At 69.4% G+C, this 19,175-nt stretch carries 20 protein-coding genes and 3 pseudogenes; 12 read left to right on the top strand and 11 right to left on the bottom strand.

The features are described 5' to 3' along the window. Positions 1–250: 250 nt before the first annotated feature. Genes ACZ7L0_RS29230 through ACZ7L0_RS29220 form a run of 3 tightly spaced genes read right to left on the bottom strand, consistent with a single transcriptional unit; the run spans position 251 to position 2,263 of the window. A complete protein-coding gene (locus ACZ7L0_RS29230) occupies positions 251–1,201 on the bottom strand; it encodes a hypothetical protein (protein ID WP_471245506.1) in 951 nt (316 codons plus the stop codon). Beyond that, positions 1,198–2,067 (bottom strand): hypothetical protein, encoded by an 870-nt coding sequence (locus ACZ7L0_RS29225; RefSeq protein ID WP_471245505.1) that lies wholly within the window; start codon positions 2,065–2,067, stop codon positions 1,198–1,200. Before ACZ7L0_RS29225 ends, ACZ7L0_RS29230 begins: the two co-directional genes overlap by 4 nt. Positions 2,068–2,080: 13 nt before the next feature. Next, entirely contained in the window at positions 2,081–2,263 is a 183-nt protein-coding gene (locus ACZ7L0_RS29220) for a hypothetical protein (protein WP_471245504.1), read from the bottom strand. Between the two features lie 101 nt (positions 2,264–2,364). On the opposite strand from ACZ7L0_RS29220, the gene ACZ7L0_RS29215 reads away from it, so the two are divergent. Then, positions 2,365–5,163 (top strand): ATP-binding protein, encoded by a 2,799-nt coding sequence (locus ACZ7L0_RS29215; RefSeq protein ID WP_471245503.1) that lies wholly within the window; start codon positions 2,365–2,367, stop codon positions 5,161–5,163. Between the two features lie 124 nt (positions 5,164–5,287). After that, a complete protein-coding gene (locus ACZ7L0_RS29210; protein ID WP_471245502.1) occupies positions 5,288–5,440 on the top strand; it encodes a hypothetical protein in 153 nt (50 codons plus the stop codon). Between the two features lie 288 nt (positions 5,441–5,728). On the opposite strand, the pseudogene ACZ7L0_RS29205 reads toward ACZ7L0_RS29210, so the two are convergent. Then, positions 5,729–6,313 (bottom strand): annotated as a pseudogene (locus ACZ7L0_RS29205) (transposase); the annotation flags it as partial. Positions 6,314–6,339: 26 nt separating this feature from the next. Then, the gene (locus ACZ7L0_RS29200; RefSeq protein ID WP_471245501.1) at positions 6,340–7,392 is read right to left on the bottom strand and encodes a hypothetical protein; all 1,053 of its coding nucleotides are present in this window, start codon (positions 7,390–7,392) and stop codon (positions 6,340–6,342) included. A gap of 1,420 nt (positions 7,393–8,812) precedes the next feature. On the opposite strand from ACZ7L0_RS29200, the gene ACZ7L0_RS29195 reads away from it, so the two are divergent. The 3 genes from ACZ7L0_RS29195 to ACZ7L0_RS29185 are packed head-to-tail and all read left to right on the top strand — an operon-like array spanning position 8,813 to position 10,604. Beyond that, complete coding sequence (locus tag ACZ7L0_RS29195; protein ID WP_471245500.1) at positions 8,813–9,064, top strand: hypothetical protein; 252 nt, start codon at positions 8,813–8,815, stop codon at positions 9,062–9,064. After that, positions 9,028–10,365 (top strand): MobF family relaxase, encoded by a 1,338-nt coding sequence (gene mobF, locus ACZ7L0_RS29190; RefSeq protein WP_471245499.1) that lies wholly within the window; start codon positions 9,028–9,030, stop codon positions 10,363–10,365. Before ACZ7L0_RS29195 ends, mobF begins: the two co-directional genes overlap by 37 nt. 35 nt (positions 10,366–10,400) lie before the next feature. Continuing rightward, entirely contained in the window at positions 10,401–10,604 is a 204-nt protein-coding gene (locus tag ACZ7L0_RS29185; protein ID WP_471245498.1) for a hypothetical protein, read from the top strand. Positions 10,605–10,672: 68 nt separating this feature from the next. On the opposite strand, the gene ACZ7L0_RS29180 is transcribed toward ACZ7L0_RS29185, so the two are convergent. Beyond that, a complete protein-coding gene (locus tag ACZ7L0_RS29180; protein WP_471245497.1) occupies positions 10,673–11,179 on the bottom strand; it encodes an RICIN domain-containing protein in 507 nt (168 codons plus the stop codon). A gap of 296 nt (positions 11,180–11,475) precedes the next feature. Between ACZ7L0_RS29180 and ACZ7L0_RS29175 the strand changes: the two are divergent. Then, positions 11,476–12,124, top strand: a pseudogene (locus ACZ7L0_RS29175) (L-threonylcarbamoyladenylate synthase). Positions 12,125–12,151: 27 nt separating this feature from the next. Here the strand turns inward: ACZ7L0_RS29175 and ACZ7L0_RS29170 are convergent. Beyond that, the gene (locus tag ACZ7L0_RS29170) at positions 12,152–12,352 is read right to left on the bottom strand and encodes a hypothetical protein (RefSeq protein ID WP_471245496.1); all 201 of its coding nucleotides are present in this window, start codon (positions 12,350–12,352) and stop codon (positions 12,152–12,154) included. 110 nt (positions 12,353–12,462) lie between these two features. Further along, positions 12,463–13,104 carry a carbonic anhydrase gene (locus ACZ7L0_RS29165; protein ID WP_471245495.1) on the bottom strand — a complete coding sequence of 214 codons (642 nt, stop codon included), beginning with the start codon at positions 13,102–13,104 and terminating at the stop codon, positions 12,463–12,465. An 82-nt stretch (positions 13,105–13,186) separates the two neighbouring features. Here ACZ7L0_RS29165 and ACZ7L0_RS29160 point away from each other — a divergent pair, with 82 nt between their 5' ends. From ACZ7L0_RS29160 to ACZ7L0_RS29140, 5 genes and pseudogenes are all read left to right on the top strand, one after another. After that, positions 13,187–13,264: a hypothetical protein gene (locus tag ACZ7L0_RS29160; RefSeq protein WP_471245566.1), complete on the top strand. Its 78-nt coding sequence runs from the start codon at positions 13,187–13,189 to the stop codon at positions 13,262–13,264. 147 nt (positions 13,265–13,411) lie between these two features. Next, a complete protein-coding gene (locus ACZ7L0_RS29155; protein ID WP_471245494.1) occupies positions 13,412–14,476 on the top strand; it encodes a YihY/virulence factor BrkB family protein in 1,065 nt (354 codons plus the stop codon). A gap of 55 nt (positions 14,477–14,531) precedes the next feature. Continuing rightward, entirely contained in the window at positions 14,532–15,083 is a 552-nt protein-coding gene (locus ACZ7L0_RS29150; protein ID WP_471245493.1) for a phosphatase PAP2 family protein, read from the top strand. Beyond that, positions 15,082–15,498: pseudogene (locus tag ACZ7L0_RS29145) on the top strand (NF041680 family putative transposase); the annotation flags it as partial. The gene ACZ7L0_RS29150 and the pseudogene ACZ7L0_RS29145, both read left to right, overlap by 2 nt. 188 nt (positions 15,499–15,686) lie before the next feature. Next, entirely contained in the window at positions 15,687–15,974 is a 288-nt protein-coding gene (locus ACZ7L0_RS29140) for a hypothetical protein (protein ID WP_362032382.1), read from the top strand. Positions 15,975–16,226: 252 nt separating this feature from the next. Here ACZ7L0_RS29140 and ACZ7L0_RS29135 read toward each other — a convergent pair whose 3' ends face one another. Together ACZ7L0_RS29135 and ACZ7L0_RS29130 are read right to left on the bottom strand one after the other, a co-directional pair. Next, a complete protein-coding gene (locus ACZ7L0_RS29135; RefSeq protein WP_471245492.1) occupies positions 16,227–17,222 on the bottom strand; it encodes an IS481 family transposase in 996 nt (331 codons plus the stop codon). Next, on the bottom strand, positions 17,219–17,851 hold the full coding sequence (locus ACZ7L0_RS29130) for an NAD(P)-dependent oxidoreductase (protein ID WP_471245491.1): 633 nt from the start codon (positions 17,849–17,851) through the stop codon (positions 17,219–17,221). Before ACZ7L0_RS29130 ends, ACZ7L0_RS29135 begins: the two co-directional genes overlap by 4 nt. A 54-nt stretch (positions 17,852–17,905) precedes the next feature. On the opposite strand from ACZ7L0_RS29130, the gene ACZ7L0_RS29125 reads away from it, so the two are divergent. Then, positions 17,906–18,301, top strand: a complete 396-nt coding sequence (locus tag ACZ7L0_RS29125) for a winged helix-turn-helix transcriptional regulator (protein ID WP_471245490.1) — start codon at positions 17,906–17,908, stop codon at positions 18,299–18,301. A 200-nt stretch (positions 18,302–18,501) separates the two neighbouring features. On the opposite strand, the gene ACZ7L0_RS29120 is transcribed toward ACZ7L0_RS29125, so the two are convergent. Beyond that, entirely contained in the window at positions 18,502–19,041 is a 540-nt protein-coding gene (locus ACZ7L0_RS29120) for an SRPBCC family protein (RefSeq protein WP_471245489.1), read from the bottom strand. Positions 19,042–19,175: the final 134 nt, after the last annotated feature.

The raw sequence follows: 19,175 nt of genomic DNA, 5'->3' as shown, positions 1-19,175 counted from the left end.
GTTCAGACGCGGTGTAGGTGATGATCAGGGCGGACCGGGCGACAGGAGCCCGGAGCTCCTTGTGCGGAGGTGCTGACCTGGCAGAACGCTGATCAGGTGCGTGTGGGAGGGCGGCTATTGCCCGATTCGGCCGTCCGCGGAGCGGGGCTATCCGCACGTGGACGGCGCTGTGTCCTGGCTCGCACCATGAGGCGTGCCTGCCGCGCGGCGGCGGATTGCCTGGTGCTCGCATACAGACTCATGGCGTCACTCAGGACGGCACGAGTTCGAGATGAACGGTGTTGTCGTATGGCACGACCAGGGTGCGACCTCCAGGCGTTGTCCAATGGGAGGGCACCAGGAAGAGGCGGCCGTTCGCTTGGACGAGCAGCCGCAGCCCTCGATAGCGGTATCGGAGTTGGCTCCCTGCGCTTGGCACGAGTCGGGTGCTGCTGGCACCGGCCGGAAGGTCCCGCAGCGGCTCCTTGGTGTACAGGACAACCTCCGGGCGGCGCGGCAGGGAGTCGGCGTCGTCCAGTGCCCTGCCCAGCCCGTAAGCGGCGGCGAAACTGTTGGCCGTCCAAAACGCGCTGGCGACGACAAGGAGAGTGACCCACGCCATCGCGTATCTGCACAGCCGTACGCACGCGGGTGACTCGAGCCAGTCCGCGACGGGTGAGCGTGCGGGAGGATCCGTGTCCTCAGGCGCGTCGCGGAGCTGGCGCCGGTCCCGGCGGATGGCGATCCGGCGAAGCAGCCAGGCCCCGTAGGCCAGGCCTACGGCACCGGCGGCGAGGCACAGGGGTGTCGTGGCGATGGCCTCGGTGCGGGAAACGCGCGGCACCAGCATTCCCACGATGCCCCGGACCACAGCCAGGCAGCCGAGCAGCGTGGCGAAGATCCCGATCCAGCCGGTGACGTCATCCCTGGCCTCTGACACGAGTAGCAGGCGGACTCCGGTGTGGATGGCGAGGGCGAGTAGCCCAATGACGGAGACCGCGATGAGGGGCGGGTACACCGCCTCCACCCCGTACAGCATCATGTCCTGCAACGACTGGTTCATCAATGACAGATAGACCCCGAAGTACCGGAACCGCGCTGTCGTCGCCACGTAACCGAAGTAGAACAACAGCGAGGTCACGACCGAGGCCGGTCCCAGCACGTTGATAACGGCGCGCGTCCGTTCCAGGAACTGACCGCCGGGCGAGGCCGTGGCGGTCATGTTCCGCTGTCCGTGGGGCCGGTGTTCTCGGCAGCAGGCGACGTGCTGACGGGCGGTGATTCGTCAACAGGAGACGACGGATCGGACGTTGACGGAGCCGGGGTGGTGTCGTCGGGCGTGGCCACAGGGAAGGTAATGACCTGACTCGTAGTCACCTGGGCCACGATGGGGTGCTGCGGTGAAGGCGAGTACGGTGCGAGTTCAGGGCTGTTGCAGGGCCATCCCGAGCGAGAGGTGCAGGTGGCTTCGGCCTTGACATAAACCATGGCCCGGCCAGGCCCCGATGCCTTGACCTGGGCGGTCATGAGGCAACCGGTGCCGGGGGCAAGCATTTTGCCCACGCAACCCTGGGACAAGGGAGTACCAGCGACACCGCCGGCATCGCCCGCGTCGTCACAGCCACTGATCAGCGGTTGCACATTGTCCGCGTCGAGCAGCCCGACCTCCTGGATCTTCAACGGCACGCTGCGTGATGGATTGCCCGGTGCGAAGCAGCCCACGGGCCCTTTGAAATCCGGAAAGTTGTAGATGGGATAGTCGTTGGTGAACGTTGCGCCGCCGATCCGGATCGCGCCCGGTTGCTGCCCGCCTCCTCCGCCGGAGGTCGACGATCCGCCCGCGTTGCCCCCACCGCCAGCGTTGGCTCCGCCGGACGATCTCTGTCCTTCGCCGCCCGAGGCGTTGGCGCCACTCTGCCCCTCCGACGCCACGCCTGACCCAGCCGCGTCCGGCCGGTCCCCACCACCGTCGGAGGAATCGCCGCCACCAGCCGCCGCACGCGCGATGACGAACACCCCCAGCAGCAGAAGAACCCCCGCCAGAGCCGCCAGCGTTACGTGCATGCGGATCGAACGTGATCCCGTCATGCGACTTCCCCCTTTACCCCCGTGCCCCGTTGTGCCCCGATCCCGTCCGTATCTGATCGAGGAGCTGGATGAGTTCCATCCAGCCGCTGAACTCCTCCTCGCCGTCCTCGGTGATGACGCGGCCCGACGCCGGGTCCGCGTCGGACGCGAAGTCGACGATCGCGCGGCGTAGGCCGCCGACGATGGGGGAATCCATGGCAACAGGATGTGGCGCCTGTCGAGAGGACACATCGTGGTGGCTACCGAAGTCTTTTCCGGCAGTCCCCGGGTCGGCAGAGTGGGTGCCCGATGACTCTTATGGAGCGGGAGCGCGAACTGCGCCGCATCAACGAGCTATTGGCCCAGATCCGGGCAGGGGAAGGCGCAACCCTGCTCATCGAGGGACCGGCCGGCATCGGAAAGACGGCCCTGGTGGCCGCAGCCCGGTCCCAGGCCGCCCTGCAGGGCGTGGCCTCGCTGACCGCGCGCGGCGGCGAGCTGGAGCGGGACCTCGCCTTCGCGATTGTGCGCCAGTTGTTCGAACCTCGGCTGCGGGACGAGCCAGCCAGCGCACGCGAGGAACTGCTGTCCGGCGCCGCGGAGCTGGCCGCGCCCGTCTTCGGTGTAATGCCCGCCGGTCGCGACGCGGGACCCGTGGGGGCGGTGGTACATGGGCTGTACTGGTTGTGCTCAAATCTCGCAGACCGCAGCCCCCTGCTCCTGGTGATCGACGACGCACACTGGTGCGACGAAGCCTCGCTGCGGTTCGTGTCCCACCTGGCGCGCCGGGTCACGGAGCTACCGGTGTTGCTCGTTCTCGCTGCCCGGCCCACGCCGCCCGGCCGGACCGACCCTGTGGACCGCGCGCTCACTGGCATGCACCCCGAGATTGTGCGGCTAGGACCGCTCAGCGAGCAGGCCGTCGGAGCACTGGTCCGGCAGGCCCTGTCCGCCGACGCCGAAGACGAATTCTGCCGGGCCTGCGCCAGAGCCACCGCGGGCAACCCCTTCCTACTCAGCGAGGCACTCATTGGCCTGCGCACGGACGGCGTGCGGCCGGTCGCCGCCGAGGCCAGCCGGATCGACGCGCTGCGACCCGAGACGCTCACCCGCGCCGTGCTCACCCGACTCGCGCGCCTCGGCCCGGACGCCGTACGCCTGGCCCGCTGCGTGGCCGTCCTCGGCCCCGCCGCCGAACTTCGCCGGATCGCAGCACTGGCCGGCCTTCGCCTGGGACAGGCCGCCGACCTGGTCGACGCGCTGGTACACGATGGGCTCATCACTGCGGGACCGCCGATCGAGTTCGCGCACCCGCTCGTGCGTGGAGCCGTCTACGGAGACACCGCCGAATCCGTCCGAGCCGTGGCGCACAAGGAGGCCGCCCGCATGTTGACTGCGGACGCCGTGCCCTCCGAGCAGCTCGTATCGCACTTGCTTGCAGCGGCGCCAGACGGTGACCCCTGGGTGGTCGGCGAACTTTGCGCGGCTGCGGCCGACGCCCTGACGCGCGGGGCGCCGGAGCTCGCGGCTGCCTGTCTCAAACGGGCCCTGGCCGAGCCTCCGGCACCTGGTCTGCGCGCGGAATTGCTCACCCGGCTCGGCGGAGCTCTGGGCATGCTCAACCGCACCGCCGAGGCCGCCGATGCGCTCCGCGCCGCACTCGATCTCACCTCGGATCCGGACCGGCGCATCGAGATCACCATGGACCTGGGCAGGCTGATGGTGATGACCGGCCAGGGGCACCTGGCCATCGAACTTTTCGAAGGGGCCCAGCGGAGCAGCGCCGCCCGCTCCGGTGATGTTCCGCGGCGCATCCTCGTGAGCGTCGCCTGGGGCCGTCTCACCGCGATGGAACCGCCAGCGGACTGGATGCGGCAACTGGACCTTGTCGCTTCCCATCTGAACGGAGACAACGCTGATGACCGCATGGCCTTGGCGCTGCTCGCGTTCGGCGGCGCCGCGACAGGGGACCGGCCGAGCTCCGAGGTTGCCCGGCTCGCCATCGCGGCGGGCGCCGCACCGCTGCCGCCCGAGCCGTGGATCCTGATCAATCTGGTGAGCTCGGCCCTGGCTATTGCCGACCATCTGCCGCCCGCCCTCGACCTGCTCGACCGCGGCCTGGAGACCGCGCGGCGTCTCGGCGATATCACAGCCTTCGCTTACCTGTCCGTACTGCGCTCCCACACCGCCCTCTACGCCGGGCGCCTGCTGGAGGCGGAGGCCGACGCGTGGGCGGCGCTGCGCCTTGCGGAAGGAGGGTCTCAGGACACGCCCATCGCGGCGGCTGTGCTGGTGGACGCTCTCGTCGACCGCGGTGACCTGGCAGGCGCACAGCGGATCCTCACTGAGCAGGGCATTGACGGTGACCAGCCGCTCAGCATGCTCATCGCGCACTTCGTCCACACTGCGCGCGGCAGGCTACGCCTGCTTCAGAACCGGCCGCGTGACGCGCTCGCCGACCTGCTCCCGTGCGGTGCAGGTCTCGTGGCCGCAGGATGCGTCAACCCGGGCTTTGCCGTGTGGCGTTGTCCTGCCGCGCTGGCCCACCTCGCGGTAGGCGAGACTTCTGCGGCCCGGAAGCTGGTCGACGAAGAGCTGGCCCTTGCCCGCGCGTTCGGAGCGCCGCGTCCCATCTCTGCAGCCCTGCGCACGGCCGCGCAAATCGAGGGCGGGCAGGCAGGTATCAAGCTGCTCCGCGAGGCCGTCACCCTCTTCGATGGCTCGCCCGCCGAGCTGGAACACGCCCAGGCACTCGTCGACTACGGTGCGGCGGTACGCCGGACCGGCCGACGCGCCGACGCCCAGGAACCGCTGCGGCAAGGGCTGGACCTCGCGACACGATGCGGGGCCCGAGCCCTGGCAAAGCGGGCCAACGACGAGCTCGTGGCGGCCGGCGCCCGGCCCAGACGTGCGGCGCTGAGCGGCCCCGCGGCCCTCACCGCCAGTGAGCTCCGGGTCGCGCGCATGGCGGCCGCCGGCAACACCAACCGGGAGATCGCCCAGGCGCTGTTCGTCGCCCGCCGCACAGTCGAGATCCATCTCACCAGCACTTACCGAAAGCTCAGCATCACCTCCCGCCAGGCGCTCCGCGAGGCCATCGACCACGTGACGGAATAGCCCGCCGACACCCCGGGCTGAGCCGCGCCAGCGCATCTGTCGCTGCCGTTGGCCGCCGACTCCCTTGCTGTGGCGCCGTCCAGCTGTGTGCCGGGCGGCCCGGCACATGCGGGGGGATCAAGAAATGCGCTCAAGCGCATCGGCGCTGAGCTGCATCAACCCGAGCGTTCCGCCGACGCAACAGGCCGAACCCCCGGAGAAGCACCTGAAGGCCGACGGGATCACGGTCCTGGACGACTCCCGCCACCTCGGGCGGCTGTTCGCCCGTGGCCTGTGACGCTGTGGGACGAGCTGGAGTCCGTGGGGACCGTCCCGCAGCAGGCCGGCGTCCGCAAGTGCAGCCTGCGGGCGAAAGGCGAGGTCGGCGACCGGTGGATCACCCAGGTCTTCGGCGGCCGCCCTTTCAGGCAGATCATGGGCTTCAACGCCGACGAGGAAGGCCGCCGCTTCGGCGACCAAGCCGCCACGAAGGTCCCCGGACGCACGGGCGTGTTCCCGCTCATCGACTGGGGCTGGGACCGGGAGCAGTGCGAGGCCTACCTCCTAGATGATCAATTCCAAGGGGTCAGTGGTCGTACGTTGTCAGCGAGCGGAGGGTGTCCTGTCCGGTGGCATCGTTGTGCCAGACCACGGCGGTCAGGGCGAGGATGCGCTGCAGAACGCGGGTGATGACACTGCGGGGTGTGCGTCCTCGGTGTTGTTCGAGGTTGAGGTGTCCCTTGAACGTTTCGTTGACCGACTCGATGACTTGTCGCAGCGGTTTGAACAGCGATCCGCCGGGCCGCTGCTGTTCGCCCTTGCGGGTCGGCCGTAGCAACTGGATACGCTGCTGGGCGAGTTCGTGCTCGAAGGTGCGACCGAAGTAGTTCTTGTCGCCGATCACTGTCTGGGCAGGACGGGCGGCGAGGAGGTGTGGTTCGGCCGCGAGCAGGCCAAGCAGGGTCTCGCGCTCGTCGGCCTTGGCTCCCGTCAGGGCGAAGGCGGTGGGCAGCCCCTGGAGGGTGCATATCAGGTGCAGGCGCAGACCCCAGAAGAAGCGGCTGCGGCTGGCGCAGTAGCCGTACTCGGCCCATCCGGCCAGGTCAGAGCGTTGGACGGTCTCCCGTGAGCGGCCGCATTCCACGGGTGTGGAGTCAAAAGGCGAGACATCTGTTTCATCGAAGGTGACTTCGTGTGTCACTCCGGCTGGCGCTCGGGTCCTCCGAAGTCCGGGCTGGTGTAGTCCCGGCTCGTGAAGCTAGGGCGCGGGCCGGGGGCGCCGTCGTCCGGGCTGCTGAAGCCGGGCGGGTCGTAGCCGAGGTGCGGCATGCGGAAGGTCGGAGCCGGCGGTGCCGTACGAGGCAGTACGGCGGTGGCGGAGTCGGCCAGCGCCTCCTGCAGAAACGGCAGAATCCCGCGATCCAGCAGTGCCTCGCGCCAGGCGTCCCTGGCCCGGTTCACTTCCTCGTTCAGTTCTCCGTAGGGTCCGTCGTCGAGTGAGGGACTGTTGTGCAGGCCGGTGATGAGCAGCCCGACGGCGGCGATGAGGATCGCGGCTGCGGTCACGGCGCTGAACACCCATCCGGTGGTGAGCATGGTCTGGGCGGACGCCGGCTCGGGGTCGAGCATCGTGAGGATGTAGCCCACGAGCAGGAAGATCGCTGCGATGGTTCCGGAGAGGACGGTGGCAGGAGCGGCGAAGACCGAGAACGCGCTGGGCCGCGCGGCTCTGGCTGCAGCGGGTACATCTGGACGTACGTGCAGGCCGAGTACTGCTGCTAGCAGGCGACGGCCGTAGGACATTTTGGCCCACCGATGTGCAGCGATCCCGTCGCTGGTCCGACCGCCGTACGACGGCCCGGCGCCCAAGGCGCCCGCGCCGGTGGTCTCGGCGACCTCTCCCATGGGGGTGGCGAGCCCCATCGTGCTCGAGCCCAGCTCCGCGGAGCCGGTGTCACGGCTGGACGACGGGGTGGACGGCGCCGGGCGGCGCAGTTCCTCGCGGACCTTCACGTAGTGCTGGTACTCGGCCGCCGCGGCCGCCGTGATGAGTGCGGTGGCGTTGAGCGCCATGGTGCGCAACTGTTCCGGGTTGAGCCGCTGTCCGACAGCGGCCAGTTCGGGACGGTGTGGTGCGGAGCGCAGCGCCTCGTCGAGGATCCGTTCGTATTCCTGGCGGTCCTCGCTCAGCAGGTGCTGTGGAACGCTGTTCACAGCCCCTCCTCCCCGGTCGCAGGTCCCTGACGCCATCGTGGTGCGCCTCGACCATCGAGGCCAGGGCCCGTTCTGTCGGTCGGGTCGCCGGGCAAGGGAGTGTCCCCAGGAGGTGCGGGCTCTGCACGCTGGGTGCAGTCCGCAGAGAGCGCGCCGGGGATGGGCTCCTGCGTGGGAGCAAGCGCGGAACGTGGCGTGGACGAAGACAGCGGACGCGCAGGGGGAGGTGGGCTCTGAGCAGAGGCCGCCTGCTGGACCGGGCTGGCGAGGGACGGGGAGGGTGCTGGCCGGGGGTCCGTTTGGGGCAGGGGAACGGGCGGTGTGCTCGTTGCAGCATCTGAGGCGCTGGCGCCGACCGCACCGCCCACGGCACTAGTAGCCGGAGGCGCACCGATTGCCGTGGGTGCCTCCGCCCCCTCGGCAGGCCGCCGGTCGTCCGTCACCGCCTCGTTCACTGTCTGGACGCGGGTGAGTTGGGTGAGCAACATGGGGGCTGACATTCCGACGACGAGAGCGGCGTACTCACCGCTGATTTGCCCCGTGGTGCCGAACAGTACTGCGGCTCCGGCGCCCATCAGGGTGTGCAGGACGGGCGCGACGATGTCGGTGGAGGGGTCGAAGTACTCCTGGAACCGCGGTGCTTGCCTTGCCGATTGCCGACAGTCGAGGCGAACGGTCTGCCAGGATACGAACCGGCTGTACAGGTCTACGGCACCACGCAGCAAACCGCCGGCCGCCCCCAGGACGATCAACGTCGGGACGTCCACGGTCTCCCCCGGGTGATGACGCTGACGCCTGACTGCAAACTTCCGGACACCGCGTCAGCGTAGAGCCAGGAGCGAATACAAGGAAGGGCCCAAGACGGCTCGCTGGCGGGCTAACTACTAACACCGCACGCGTATTTGACGTCAACGGAGCCCGTCCGTGGGGTAGCCGTGTCGCGCAGTGTTCTCAGCCAACTCAAGCGCGAGGCACCTGGAGTGAGTACACACGCCCGCCTCCCGCCTGGGCAAGGCCTCTGGCGGCGGGCCCGGCCTGAACGGGCGCGCCGCAGACCCCAAGAGCGTGCTGGTGGCGCGCTTCATTACCACCCCCTTCCAGGATTAACCGGAGCTTCTGAGGAGGTCACCTCGCCGCTCAAAGCCAAGCCGGAGAGTGATGACATTCGCTTCTGGCACGGGGCCGCTCCCCGCCTGACGGGCACCTGAGAAGAAAGTTCGGCCGCTGCTCCCGCCTGGCGGGACGTACCGCTGATCGGCCTTTTCTTGCAGGTGAGAGCCGTGTGACGTGGTCTGCATGACAGTGGATATCAGGGTCATCCGAGCCGGTCAGATGTACCGCTACTACCTGCGCCAGACGGTCGTCGGCGAGGGCCGCCGCCCGGCCCGCACGCCGCTGCGAGGCCCAGGAGCAAGCCGGGGTTCTGGCAGGGCGATGGATGGGCCGGGGACTTGCCGTGCTCGGACTGACGCCGAGGGAGGAGGTCACCGAGCAGCATCTGCGGAACCTGTTGGGTGAGCGGGGCCGGCACCCGTACGCGGACCAGATCGAGGCCGACAGGGTCGCCAAGGGCGACTCCCCGAAGAAGGCGTTCAAGGCCGGCGTCCTCGGTCGCCGGGTGATTGTCACGGGTGTCGACTTCGTCTTCCGACCGCAGTCGACGATCTACTGTTGTGGGCGCTGGGGGATGACGAGACCCGGCGGGTGATCGAGGCCGCGCACGAGCGCACGATCGAGCGGGTGCTGGAGTGGATCGAGGACGAGGTCGCGGTGATCCGATACGGCAAGGACGGCATCTACCGGGTGCGACCGCCCGGCGGTCCGGTCGCCGCGCGCTTCCGCCATTCCGAGGCACGGTCGGGGATGCCCTTGCTCCATGACCATCTGCTTCTGTCCGTGAAGGGGCAGCGCCTGGACGGCAAGTGGGGCTCGATCCACACCCTGGCCCTGCACGAGAACACCGTGGCCGCCTCCGCGCTCTACAACGAGATCGTGGCCGCTGAGGTCTGCGAGGCGCTGGGGCTGGCGACCGAGCCGCGCACCCCGGGACGCCGGCCTGTGATGGAGATTGCCGGGGCGCCGCACGAGCTGATCCGCTGGACCTCCCGGCGCAGCGACCAGATCGCCGCCTGCCTCTCCGAGCTGGAGCACGAGTACGTCACCGCCGTCGACGACGACGGCGAGCCGAAGTTCCTGCCCGTGGTCTCCGAGCGGGCCCGCACCAAGCTGAACCAGATGGCCGCCCGCAAGACTCGCCCGCCGAAGCAGACGGCCCGGCCGCTCGCGCAGCTGCGCGCGTGGTGGAAGGCGAGCGCGATCCTCACCTCCGGGGTGGCCGTCGACATCATCAACTCCCTCCTTGAGTACGCCCGCGCCGCGGCTGCAGCGATCCGAGCCCGGGTCGCCGCCGTGGTCGACCTCGCCCTGGCGGCAGTCGACGTCACCGCGACGGTGTTCGTGATGAACGAGGGCGGCCGCTTCCACCGCCGGCACCTGCTCGCCGAAGCCCGCCGCCACCTCGCCCTCGTCCTGCGCGGCCGCCGCCGCGACCCCGGCATGGATGACCAGATCGTGGCCGCCGCTATCTCCACCCACTGCCCGGACGTCAGCGAGCCGAAGACCGTGCGCGGCCTGGAGCCCGGCTATCGCCTCTACACCGCACGGTGGGACCTGCCCGACCTCCCCGCCCGGCGCCGCCCACCAACTCCCGCGCCCGGCCCGGACCGGCAGCCCCCGGCCGATCCCGGCGGGCCGGCTGCGCCCGGGGCCCCGGGCCAGGACGCGGGGGAGTGGGAGATACCCCGCGTCCCGCTGCAGTACGAGCGGGCCGTCCTCGCCGGTGCGGTGGTGCGAGAGAAGCTGCGCGTCGCCGCCGTGCGGGGCCGGGCGTACGACGTCGTCGCGCACCAGCAGGCGGCGATGGCCGAGCAGTTGCTCGCGCCCCCGGCCGCCGACTCCGAGCACGACACCAGGAGCCGGAGGCCGGACGCCGGGAGGCGATCGACCTGACGGCGCTGCGGGCCTTGAGGGAGTCCCGCACGGACGTGGAAGCCCTCGATCTCACAGCCGAACGGCTGCGCCACCTCCAGGACGCGTTCACCAAGGCGGCCGACGACTCCCGCGCCCGCACGGACCGCTCCACCGAACAGGACGATGTCGATGGAGTGCACCCGGTGCGCGCGGACGACCAGCAGGCGCACCGCCCGCAGGAGCCCGGACCGCACCGCGGCCGGGGGGCCGGCCACTGAGTGCACCCGATGCCGCGCACCCGATGCGCACTACTCCCGTGCCGTCGGCCCCACCTGGGGAGTACGCCTCAGCCAAGCCGGAAGTGCTGGTTGGTGTACTCCACGCAGTCCCACTGGACAAGCGCGGCACCGTTGTCGGTACTCTGGCCGTTGACGGACAGACACTTGCCGCTGTGCCGGGCTTCGATGGAGAAGTAGCCACTGTCCTTCTGGACGAGTCTCCATTCCTGGTTGGACTGGTTCACGCAGTCCCACTGGACCACCGTGGCGCCGTTCTGGACGCCGGCGGCGGTGACCGACAGACATTTGCCGCTGTTCACGGCGATCACGTTGTAGTAGCCAGCGCTGGTAGCCACCAGCTTCCACTGCTGGTTGGACTGGCCCACGCAGTCCCACTGGACGGCAGCGACACCATTTTGGGTGCCCGCACCGTTGACAGACACGCACTTCTGACTGTTGCGGGCGACCAGTTCCGCGGTGAACGTGGCGGCGGAGGCGGTGGGGGCCTGCGCGCAGGCAAGCAGACCCGTGGACATCGCGGCGGTGACAGCAACGGCCAAGCGGGGGAACTTCACGGTGCCTCCAAGGAGGATGATGAACTCAGCGCCACCATTGATAGTCGGAACAACTTCGGCATGTAGGCGCTTGTCCCCTCAAGACACCCAAACAGTTGAAGTGGCAGCAAAGCACGGTTATTTGCCGCGCTCCCCCCGGCCGGGACCAGATCGCTGCCCATCCCTCGTATCCAGTCACGGATGCCAGCGCCCGGGACTTCACCCGGCCCACGGCAAGCACCTCGCACCGCCAGCGTTAGCGCCTGTCACTGGGTGGATGCGCACCGGATGGACGGTGGTGCGCATCCACCCGCGCGGTGGTGCGGTCACCGGTGCAGAGCCATCACGGTCTCCACCAGCGCACGGGCCCGCTCCACCTGTTCATCGCGCAGCGCCTGCAGGGCCTGGAGGACGTCAGTCGGTGCGTCGGCCCCACCACCGCGGACCACGTCCGTGCCGAGCTTGGTGAGGCCGTCGACTTCGTCCTGGACGGCGGCCCGTGCGAGGTCGGCGTCGAGTCGACCATCGTCGACGCCACGGGCGACATCCCGAGCATCCTGCGGCCCGGCGGAGTGACCCGCGAGGACATCGAAGCGGTGCTGGGGTGCCCGACCGCGGTCCCTTCGACGAGCCACGTGCGGGTGCCGGGCCAGCATCCGTCGCACTACGCCCCCCAGGCGCGGGTCGTCCTCGTCGCCCGAGAAGGTCGTCGCCGAAGCAGAAGTTGCACAGGAGCTGGGGCACCAGGTCGGCGTCTTCCTTCCCCCTTCCTTCGCCGACGCCCCGGTGAAGGCGCACGCCGTGGTGGCAGTCCCCGCTTCGACGGCTGCCTACGCGCGCGGGCTGTACGGGTTCCTGCGCGAGCTCGACCAGCGAGGCTGCGACCTCATCATCGCGTCCCTTCCGGTGGAGGAGGGGCTTGGACTGGCGATCGCCAACCGGCTCCGCCGCGCCGCCGGGCCCTGACCGACAGCGTGACCAGCACTCACGCCCTCACTGCTGCCGGACGCGGGTGCCGGAGGGATTCGTGACGCATTCGGCTGGGTGCTCATCGGCCTGGCAGGCCGGGCACAGCTCGTGCCGCCCGTCGGCGGTGATGATCGTGCCCCATCCCCGGCACAGCTCGCAGTCCGCGGCCCGCGCTGGGTCGGCGCGGGGGACAGCGCTGGGCGTGTGGTCGGCTCCGTGAGCCATCGAGGCCCCTCCGTGGAGGATCAGAATGGGGAGACCGGTCGGGCCTTCATCCACGTATACGGGTCCCTTCCGGCCGCGGCAAGCACGCCGGGGCAGCCGCGGCCGGGCGGTCAGGACGGCGTGGGGACCGCCGCATCAAGGCCGCGAGCGGCGACGAGCTGGGCGCGGCCGTCGGCCAGTCGGTAGGACAGCCCCACCACGCCGAGACGGCCGGCGGCCACCCGCTCGGCCAGGACGCGGGAGCGTTCGAGCAGCAGGTCCACGGTGTGCTCGATGTGCTCGGCCAGGATCTCCTCGGCCGTCTCCCGTCCGGCGGCGCGGGCTGCCAGCACGCTCGGGGTCACCCGTTCGACCACGTCACGGACGAAGCCGCCCGGCGTCTGCCCGTTCTCCAGGGCGGAGCAGGCCGCGGCGACGGCGCCGCACGAGTCGTGGCCGAGAACGACGACCAGGGGCGCGTTGAGAACGCTCACGCCGAACTCGATGGACCCGAGCACTTCCGTACCGGCGACATGCCCGGCGGTGCGCACCACGAACAGGTCGCCCAGGCCGCGGTCGAAGATGATCTCGGCGGCCAGCCGGGAGTCGGAGCACCCGAACAGCACGGCGAAGGGCTGCTGGGACGGGGCGATCTCGGCGCGGCGGGTGGCGTCCTGATTCGGATGCTCGGTGGCACCTGAGACGAAGCGCTCGTTGCCGGCCATGAGCAGCTCGAAGGCGTCGCGGGGCGTCAGGGTGTGGATTTCGGTCATGGCCCGAAGCCTACGAGGCGACACCGACCGTCGCACCGCCTGACCCCCCAGCCTCGCCGAGGGCGCGGCCGCATCGCGGATCGTGGTCGACCTCAGCGGCGTGACGTTCATGGACTCCAGCGGCATCAACGTCCTCTGGCCGGCCCGACCGAGCCTGTGATGCGCACTATGCAGCTCGTCGGCCTCGACCAGATCATCGACTGCTACCCCACCCTCCGCCACGCCCTTGACGCCTGACGCCCCCTCTGCGCACGCCGCGCCCGCTCTTGCTGGCGTAGGCGGGGCCCGAGATGGTTACCCGGGGGGCATGGCGAAGCTGCATCTCCCAGGGCGGAAAGCGGATCACGGGAGCGACGAGGCGCAGGGACGCGCGATGCCCACGCCCGAGGAGGCCGGGCCCGGGCCCGAGGTGGAGCGCCGGGCGCCGGACGCGCCGACGAAGCTGCCCAAACGGGCCTGGGGCGCCGTGCTCAAGGGCGCGCTGCGCGAGTTCAAGGACGACGAGCTGACCGACCGCGCGGCGGCTCTCACGTACTACGGAGTGCTGTCGCTGTTCCCGGCCCTGCTGGTGCTGGTGTCGCTGCTGGGCATCACCGGCAAGTCGGCCACCGACTCGGTGCTGGTCAACATCAAGAAGTTCGCCCCCGGCTCGGCCCGGGACATCATCACCCGGGCGGTGGAGCAGCTGCAGAGCAACGCCGGTGTCGGCTCGATCATGGCGATCGTCGGCATCGCGCTGGCGGTGTGGTCCGCCTCCGGCTATGTGGCTGCGTTCATCCGCGCGGCGAACGCCGTCTACGACATGCCGGAGGGCCGCCCGGTGTGGAAGATCCTTCCGGTGCGAATCGGCGTGACGGTCGTGCTGATGGTGCTGGCCGTGGTCAGTGCGCTGATCGTGGTGTTCACCGGCGGCCTGGCCCGCCAGGCCGGCACTGCTCTGGGCATCGGGGACACGGCGCTCATGGTGTGGTCGATCGCCAAATGGCCCGTTCTCGTGGTCCTGGTCACCGTCATGATCGCGATCCTGTACTGGGCGAGCCCGAACGCGAAGGTGAAGGGCTTCAGGTGGATCACCCCGGGCAGCTTCCTCGCCCTGGTCATGTGGATGATCGCCTCCGCCGCCTTCGCGTTCTACGTCGCGAACTTCGCCTCCTACAACAAGACCTACGGCACCATGGCCGGCGTCATCGTCTTTCTTCTGTGGCTGTGGATCACCAACCTGGCCATCCTGCTGGGGCTGGAGTTCGACGCCGAGACCGTACGCCAGCGGGCCATCGCGGGCGGCCATCCGGCCGAGGCGGAGCCGTACACCCAGCCCCGCGACACCCGGAAGTGGGACGAGGAGGACCGGCGCCGCCTGGACCAGATGTGACCCGCCACCTGATGATCTTGGGTGTGGGTCGGTGACCTCGGGATACTTGCCTCCCATGAGGCTTCTGGCGGGGTTGCGTGACGCTGATCGGTCGTTGACCCAACACGCGGCTTCCCGCATCCCGCCCGGCGTCGGCAAGGTGCTCTCAGCGGTGGAGGAGATGGCCGAGAGCACGAAGCTGTGGTGTGGCGCCGCTGCCGCGATGGCGTGGGTGGGAGGGTGGCGCGGCCGTAAGGCGGCGGTGGCCGGGCTGGGTGCCCTGGTGATGGCACAGCTGATCTCGAACGGCTTGTGCAAGCAGCTGGTCGACCGGCCCCGGCCACCGAAGGAGTGGTTCCCCCACGACGAGGTCGAGGACCGCCCCGACTCCTCCTCCTTCCCCTCCGGACACACCGCCGCCGCAGTGGCATTCACCGCCGCTGTCGCACCCGCATGGCCGGCCGCCGGAGCGGCGTGCGCGGTACCGGCCGCCATGGTGGCGCTCGAGCGCGTGCAAAGCGGCGCCCACTACCCAAGTGACGTAGTCACCGGCGCCGCCATCGGCTTGGCCAGCTCCTGGCTCACCCGCCACGCCCCACGCCTGATCCGGCGTTACTGGCTCCTCTAAGAGGTTCGACATCGAGCACACCTTCCGCCTGTTCAAGCAGAACCTCGGCTGGACCTGCCCGAAGATCCGCACCCCCGAGGCGGCCGACCGATGGACCTGGCTGGTCCTCGCCGCCTACACCCAACTCCGTCTCGCCCGTCCACTGGTGGCCGACCGGCGTCGGCCCTGGGAGAAACCCGCACCTGTCGAACGCCTCACGCCCGCCCGCGTCCGCCGCGACTTTCGGCACATCCGCCCGACAACCACCTGCCCGGCCGGTGCACCGAAACCCTCCCGCCCCGGCCCCGGCAGACCATCAGGCCGCAAGAACACCCGGCCCGCCCCACGACACGACGTCCACACAGTCCGCAAAACCGACACCGCCACGTCCCGGCACAAGAAGACGACGACCCCACGGCCTCGCCGCACGGGTTAAAGATCAAGCTAGTGCCGCATCAGGCAACGTTCGCCCTTTCGAGGGCGTGACTCCGTGTGGAGCAGCACGTCATGCGCGATGATGCGACGCGGCCCAGGATCGCTATGTGAACTGGCGGACGTCGCCGTCGCCTGGTTCCGGCCCGGACGTGGCAGCCTGCCGCGTCTCCGCGATCTGGAAGGACCCAAATGCCGATCGTCCTCATCTCCCCCGAGTTCACACAGGAGCAGTACGAGGAGACGAACCGCAAGTTGACGGGGGGCAAGCACCGGATGGAATCTCCAGCCGACTGGCCCGTAGAGGGTTTGCTCGCACACATCGCGGGACAGGGCGAGAGCACCTTCCGCGTCGTCGACGTCTGGGAGTCCGAGGAGGCCCTCAACCGCTTTGCTGAGATCCTCGTTCCGATCCTCCGTGAGGCCGGTGTCGAGGGCGACCCGGAGGTGTATCCGGCACTCACGTACGTGTCCGCCTAGGTGATCAGCCGCCTCGGGGCAGTGCTGTGCCCGCCCCGTCGGCGCTGATGCCGCCAGCGGGGAGCCTTTTCACGCGATCGAACAACGTCAGGTCAGCCGGTACCACAGCAGGAAGGCACTCGCGGCGGAGTACCGCCTGGTCGTCCGGGAACCGCAGTGCCGGGAGCCTGTCTGCGGGCTCGAGCCACCGGGTGCTGCGCTGGCTCAGGCCACGTTCGCGCGGGTGACGACCGCGCCGGTACGGCACTAGTTTTATGAGGCCAGGACGTTGGGGGCGCCCTGGCGTAGTCGAGTGGCCGGCGGCTGGCTGGCTGCTCCGCTGTGGGGTCGGTGGTAGTTGTAGTGGATGTTCCAGACAGCGAGGCCCTTGCGCCGCTGCTCTTCGGAAGTCCAGGTGCGGGCGTAGAGAAACTCTTCAGCGAGGATCCGGTTGTAGCGTTCCACCTTGCCGTTGTGGCGAGGCGTGTAGGGCGTGATCCGTTGATGGCGTGACCCGAGGAGTGATCGCGTGAACGTGTCCGCGCGGTAGCAGCTGCCGTTGTCGGTCACGATGCGTTCGATGTGGGTGATGCCGTGGGCAGCGAACCAGGCTCGTGCTCTGTGGAGGAACGCGACAGCTGTGACGGCCTTCTCGTCTGGCAGAGCTTCTGTGTACGCAAGGCGGCTGAAACCGTCGATGGCGGAGTGGAGATAGACGTAGCCGCCGCGTTCGGTTCGCTTCTTGCGACGCTCGACGGCCTTGGCCTGTTCGCTTCCTCGTCCGTGCGAGCGCCAACCGCCACCGTCGGGGATGCGGCCGACCTTCTTCACGTCGACGTGGACCATGTGCCCTGGCCGACGTGCGGTGATCTGGCGCGGCTGCCGGTTGGTGTCGCCGCTGGGATCGATGAACCTGCGTCGGTTCAACCCCAGGGCGTTCAAGTGCCGTGACACCGTCCGACGGCTGATGGCTATGCCCTCCGCCTGAAGCTCGAACGCGATCCTTGCCGCCGACCACTTCTGGGTGCGTCGGAGGTGCTCGATGCGGACGATCACGTCGGCGGCCGTCGCTGTGGGCTGTTGGCGGGGCGTTGAGGGACGGTCCAGCAGGCCCAGCTCGCCATGGCGGCGATATCGGTTCACCCACTTGGATGCGCATGCGCGTGAGATTCCCATCTCCGCGGCCACGTGGGCGATCGGCCGACTCGCGCAGCGTTCGATCAGACGACGGCGGCCCTCGGGCGACAGGGGCGCGTTGCGGTGGGTCACTGTTGACCATCCCCGATGGCAGCGGATGCCTTCTGGTCGGGTGACAGCGGGGCCACTCCCAAATGCTCGCCACGCAGACCCGACTGCTCAGCCATGTCGACCAGCGCGCGAGCATGGTCAGCGTGGGTGATACGACTGGTCAGGTCCCCGACCTCGGTGAGTGCGTATCCGCCGGTGGGTTTTGTGTCCGGGGCGAAGTCTCCCGCAGGGCTCACGGCTGTCCACCGCAGGTCGGAGGCTTTGATTGCCTCCAGCGCAATGCGGTGTCCCAAGGAGAACGGCCGGTACTCCACAGGAAAGCCGTCGGTGTCGACGGCCGGGACTCCGGAGGGACCGGGCAGCAACGAGGCGATGCTCACCCAGACCAGCCGGGTAACCCCCGCGTCCTGCAGACCGGTCACCAAGCCGTTTGCCGCGGCCTGGAAGAAGTCTCTCGGGTCGGTGTCAGCGGGCGCCACGGCCGCGATCGCAACATCGTGGCCCGATGCTGCCCGTGCCACTGCTTCCGGGGCCGTGATGTCCGCGTCCGCGCTTCTCAATGACGTTACGCGGTGCCCACGTGCGGTCGCCTCGGCCACCGCGGCGCTGCCCGTCCTGCCACCTGCTCCGAAGATCACGATCCTCATCATGCGCTCGACGCTAGGCGAGCCCCCGGTTACCGATTGGGTACCTACACTTGGGCTATGCGCCGGCTCTCGCCCGAGACGTTTGACGAACTGTGTCCCTCCTCGATGCTGCCTATCCGGATGCAGAACAAGTGGGCGCCATTGGTCATGCGCCTGCTCAGCGAGGGAGCTCAGCCGTTCAGCGAGCTGCGCAGGGCACTGCCGAGGACGAGCCCCAAAGAGCTCACCCGGGCACTGCGGTCACTCGTCCGTGACGGATTCATCACCCATGACGCCGGCGCCGACTCCCCCGGCTACAGCCTCACTCCACTCGGGCAAAGCCTCCTCACCGTCCTCCTGGACGTCTACGCCTGGACCGCCGAGCACTGGGACGAACTCGTCGACGCCCGCGAGCGCGCAGACTGTGCAGGGACCGGTTCGCCTGTCACCAACGTCCTGACCCGCAACAACTAGTGCCCCGACAGGCAACGTTCGCCGTCGCCCCCACTACGTCCAGTGCGACGACCGGCGACCGACGGCGGCCGCTCGCGTTGCGGGCCCGAGGGTGCGGGCCCGCGGAGTGGCGTGGCAGGTCCGCGCTCCTCACCCACCGGCGGCGGCGACTCCGCTCGCCCAGGCGCCGAAGCCCAGCCGCGAGGCGGCGATGAAAGCAGTTAGTGCACCGGGTCGGCCTCCTCGGCGAGTGCCTTGAGGCCACGCAGGGTGGATTCCATGTTGGTGCGGAGCTCGGCGATCCGGAAGGCCACGAACTCCTCCTCGCGCTCCGGTGCCCGGTCGATCGCCAGGCTGACCCCGGAGCGTCCCGGCCCGATCCGGGCGAGTTGCCGCAGTCTGGTGCCGGTCCCCTCGGGATCGAGCTCGAAGCGCCACGTGGCCATGGGCTTCGCGGGGTCCGGGACCGGGTCGCCGTACCGGCCGTCCGGGTCCACGACCACCCAGCCGAACACCCGCCGCTCCTCCAGTTCGACGACGTGCGAGACGGTCCGCCACTCGCCGATCATCCGGTGGCGGTTGTACCCCGCAAAACGGGCCCCCACGGCGGGCCCCCGAGCGCTGTCGAGCCATTCGGCACGCTGCAGTTCGGGGCTCAGACGGGCCGGCAGTCCGATGTCCGTCACCAGGCCCCACACTCGCGAGGGATCCGCCTCGATGTAGACGTCGCAACAGACTCTGGGCCCCTCGGCGTACCGCATGGTTTCCCTCCCTGGTGGTCCGGCCGGACGGTCCGTTGGCCGGGCCCGATCCTAGGGCCGCATCAGGAACATTCGCCCGGCGATGAGGCGTCACTCTGTTGCTGTCCTGGGCGGCGCCGGACGGCCAGAATGAT

This window comes from Streptomyces sp. NPDC039424 (assembly GCF_055639495.1).
Note: the sequence above shows the minus strand (reverse complement) of the source record. Positions and strands in the feature narration are given on the sequence as shown.

Bases quoted from the DNA above. Each gene is read 5' to 3' on its own strand.
- ACZ7L0_RS29120 (WP_471245489.1), bottom strand. From the start codon at position 19,041: ATGCGGTACGCCGAGGGGCCCAGAGTCTGTTGCGACGTCTACATCGAG.
- ACZ7L0_RS29140 (WP_362032382.1), top strand. From the start codon at position 15,687: ATGCCGATCGTCCTCATCTCCCCCGAGTTCACACAGGAGCAGTACGAG.
- ACZ7L0_RS29150 (WP_471245493.1), top strand. From the start codon at position 14,532: ATGAGGCTTCTGGCGGGGTTGCGTGACGCTGATCGGTCGTTGACCCAA.
- ACZ7L0_RS29210 (WP_471245502.1), top strand. From the start codon at position 5,288: ATGCGCTCAAGCGCATCGGCGCTGAGCTGCATCAACCCGAGCGTTCCG.
- ACZ7L0_RS29215 (WP_471245503.1), top strand. From the start codon at position 2,365: ATGGAGCGGGAGCGCGAACTGCGCCGCATCAACGAGCTATTGGCCCAG.
- ACZ7L0_RS29130 (WP_471245491.1), bottom strand. From the start codon at position 17,851: ATGATGAGGATCGTGATCTTCGGAGCAGGTGGCAGGACGGGCAGCGCC.
- ACZ7L0_RS29230 (WP_471245506.1), bottom strand. From the start codon at position 1,201: ATGACCGCCACGGCCTCGCCCGGCGGTCAGTTCCTGGAACGGACGCGC.
- ACZ7L0_RS29165 (WP_471245495.1), bottom strand. From the start codon at position 13,104: ATGACCGAAATCCACACCCTGACGCCCCGCGACGCCTTCGAGCTGCTC.
- ACZ7L0_RS29170 (WP_471245496.1), bottom strand. From the start codon at position 12,352: ATGGCTCACGGAGCCGACCACACGCCCAGCGCTGTCCCCCGCGCCGAC.
- ACZ7L0_RS29225 (WP_471245505.1), bottom strand. From the start codon at position 2,067: ATGACGGGATCACGTTCGATCCGCATGCACGTAACGCTGGCGGCTCTG.
- ACZ7L0_RS29200 (WP_471245501.1), bottom strand. From the start codon at position 7,392: ATGGCGTCAGGGACCTGCGACCGGGGAGGAGGGGCTGTGAACAGCGTT.
- ACZ7L0_RS29155 (WP_471245494.1), top strand. From the start codon at position 13,412: ATGGCGAAGCTGCATCTCCCAGGGCGGAAAGCGGATCACGGGAGCGAC.
- ACZ7L0_RS29220 (WP_471245504.1), bottom strand. From the start codon at position 2,263: ATGGATTCCCCCATCGTCGGCGGCCTACGCCGCGCGATCGTCGACTTC.
- ACZ7L0_RS29125 (WP_471245490.1), top strand. From the start codon at position 17,906: ATGCGCCGGCTCTCGCCCGAGACGTTTGACGAACTGTGTCCCTCCTCG.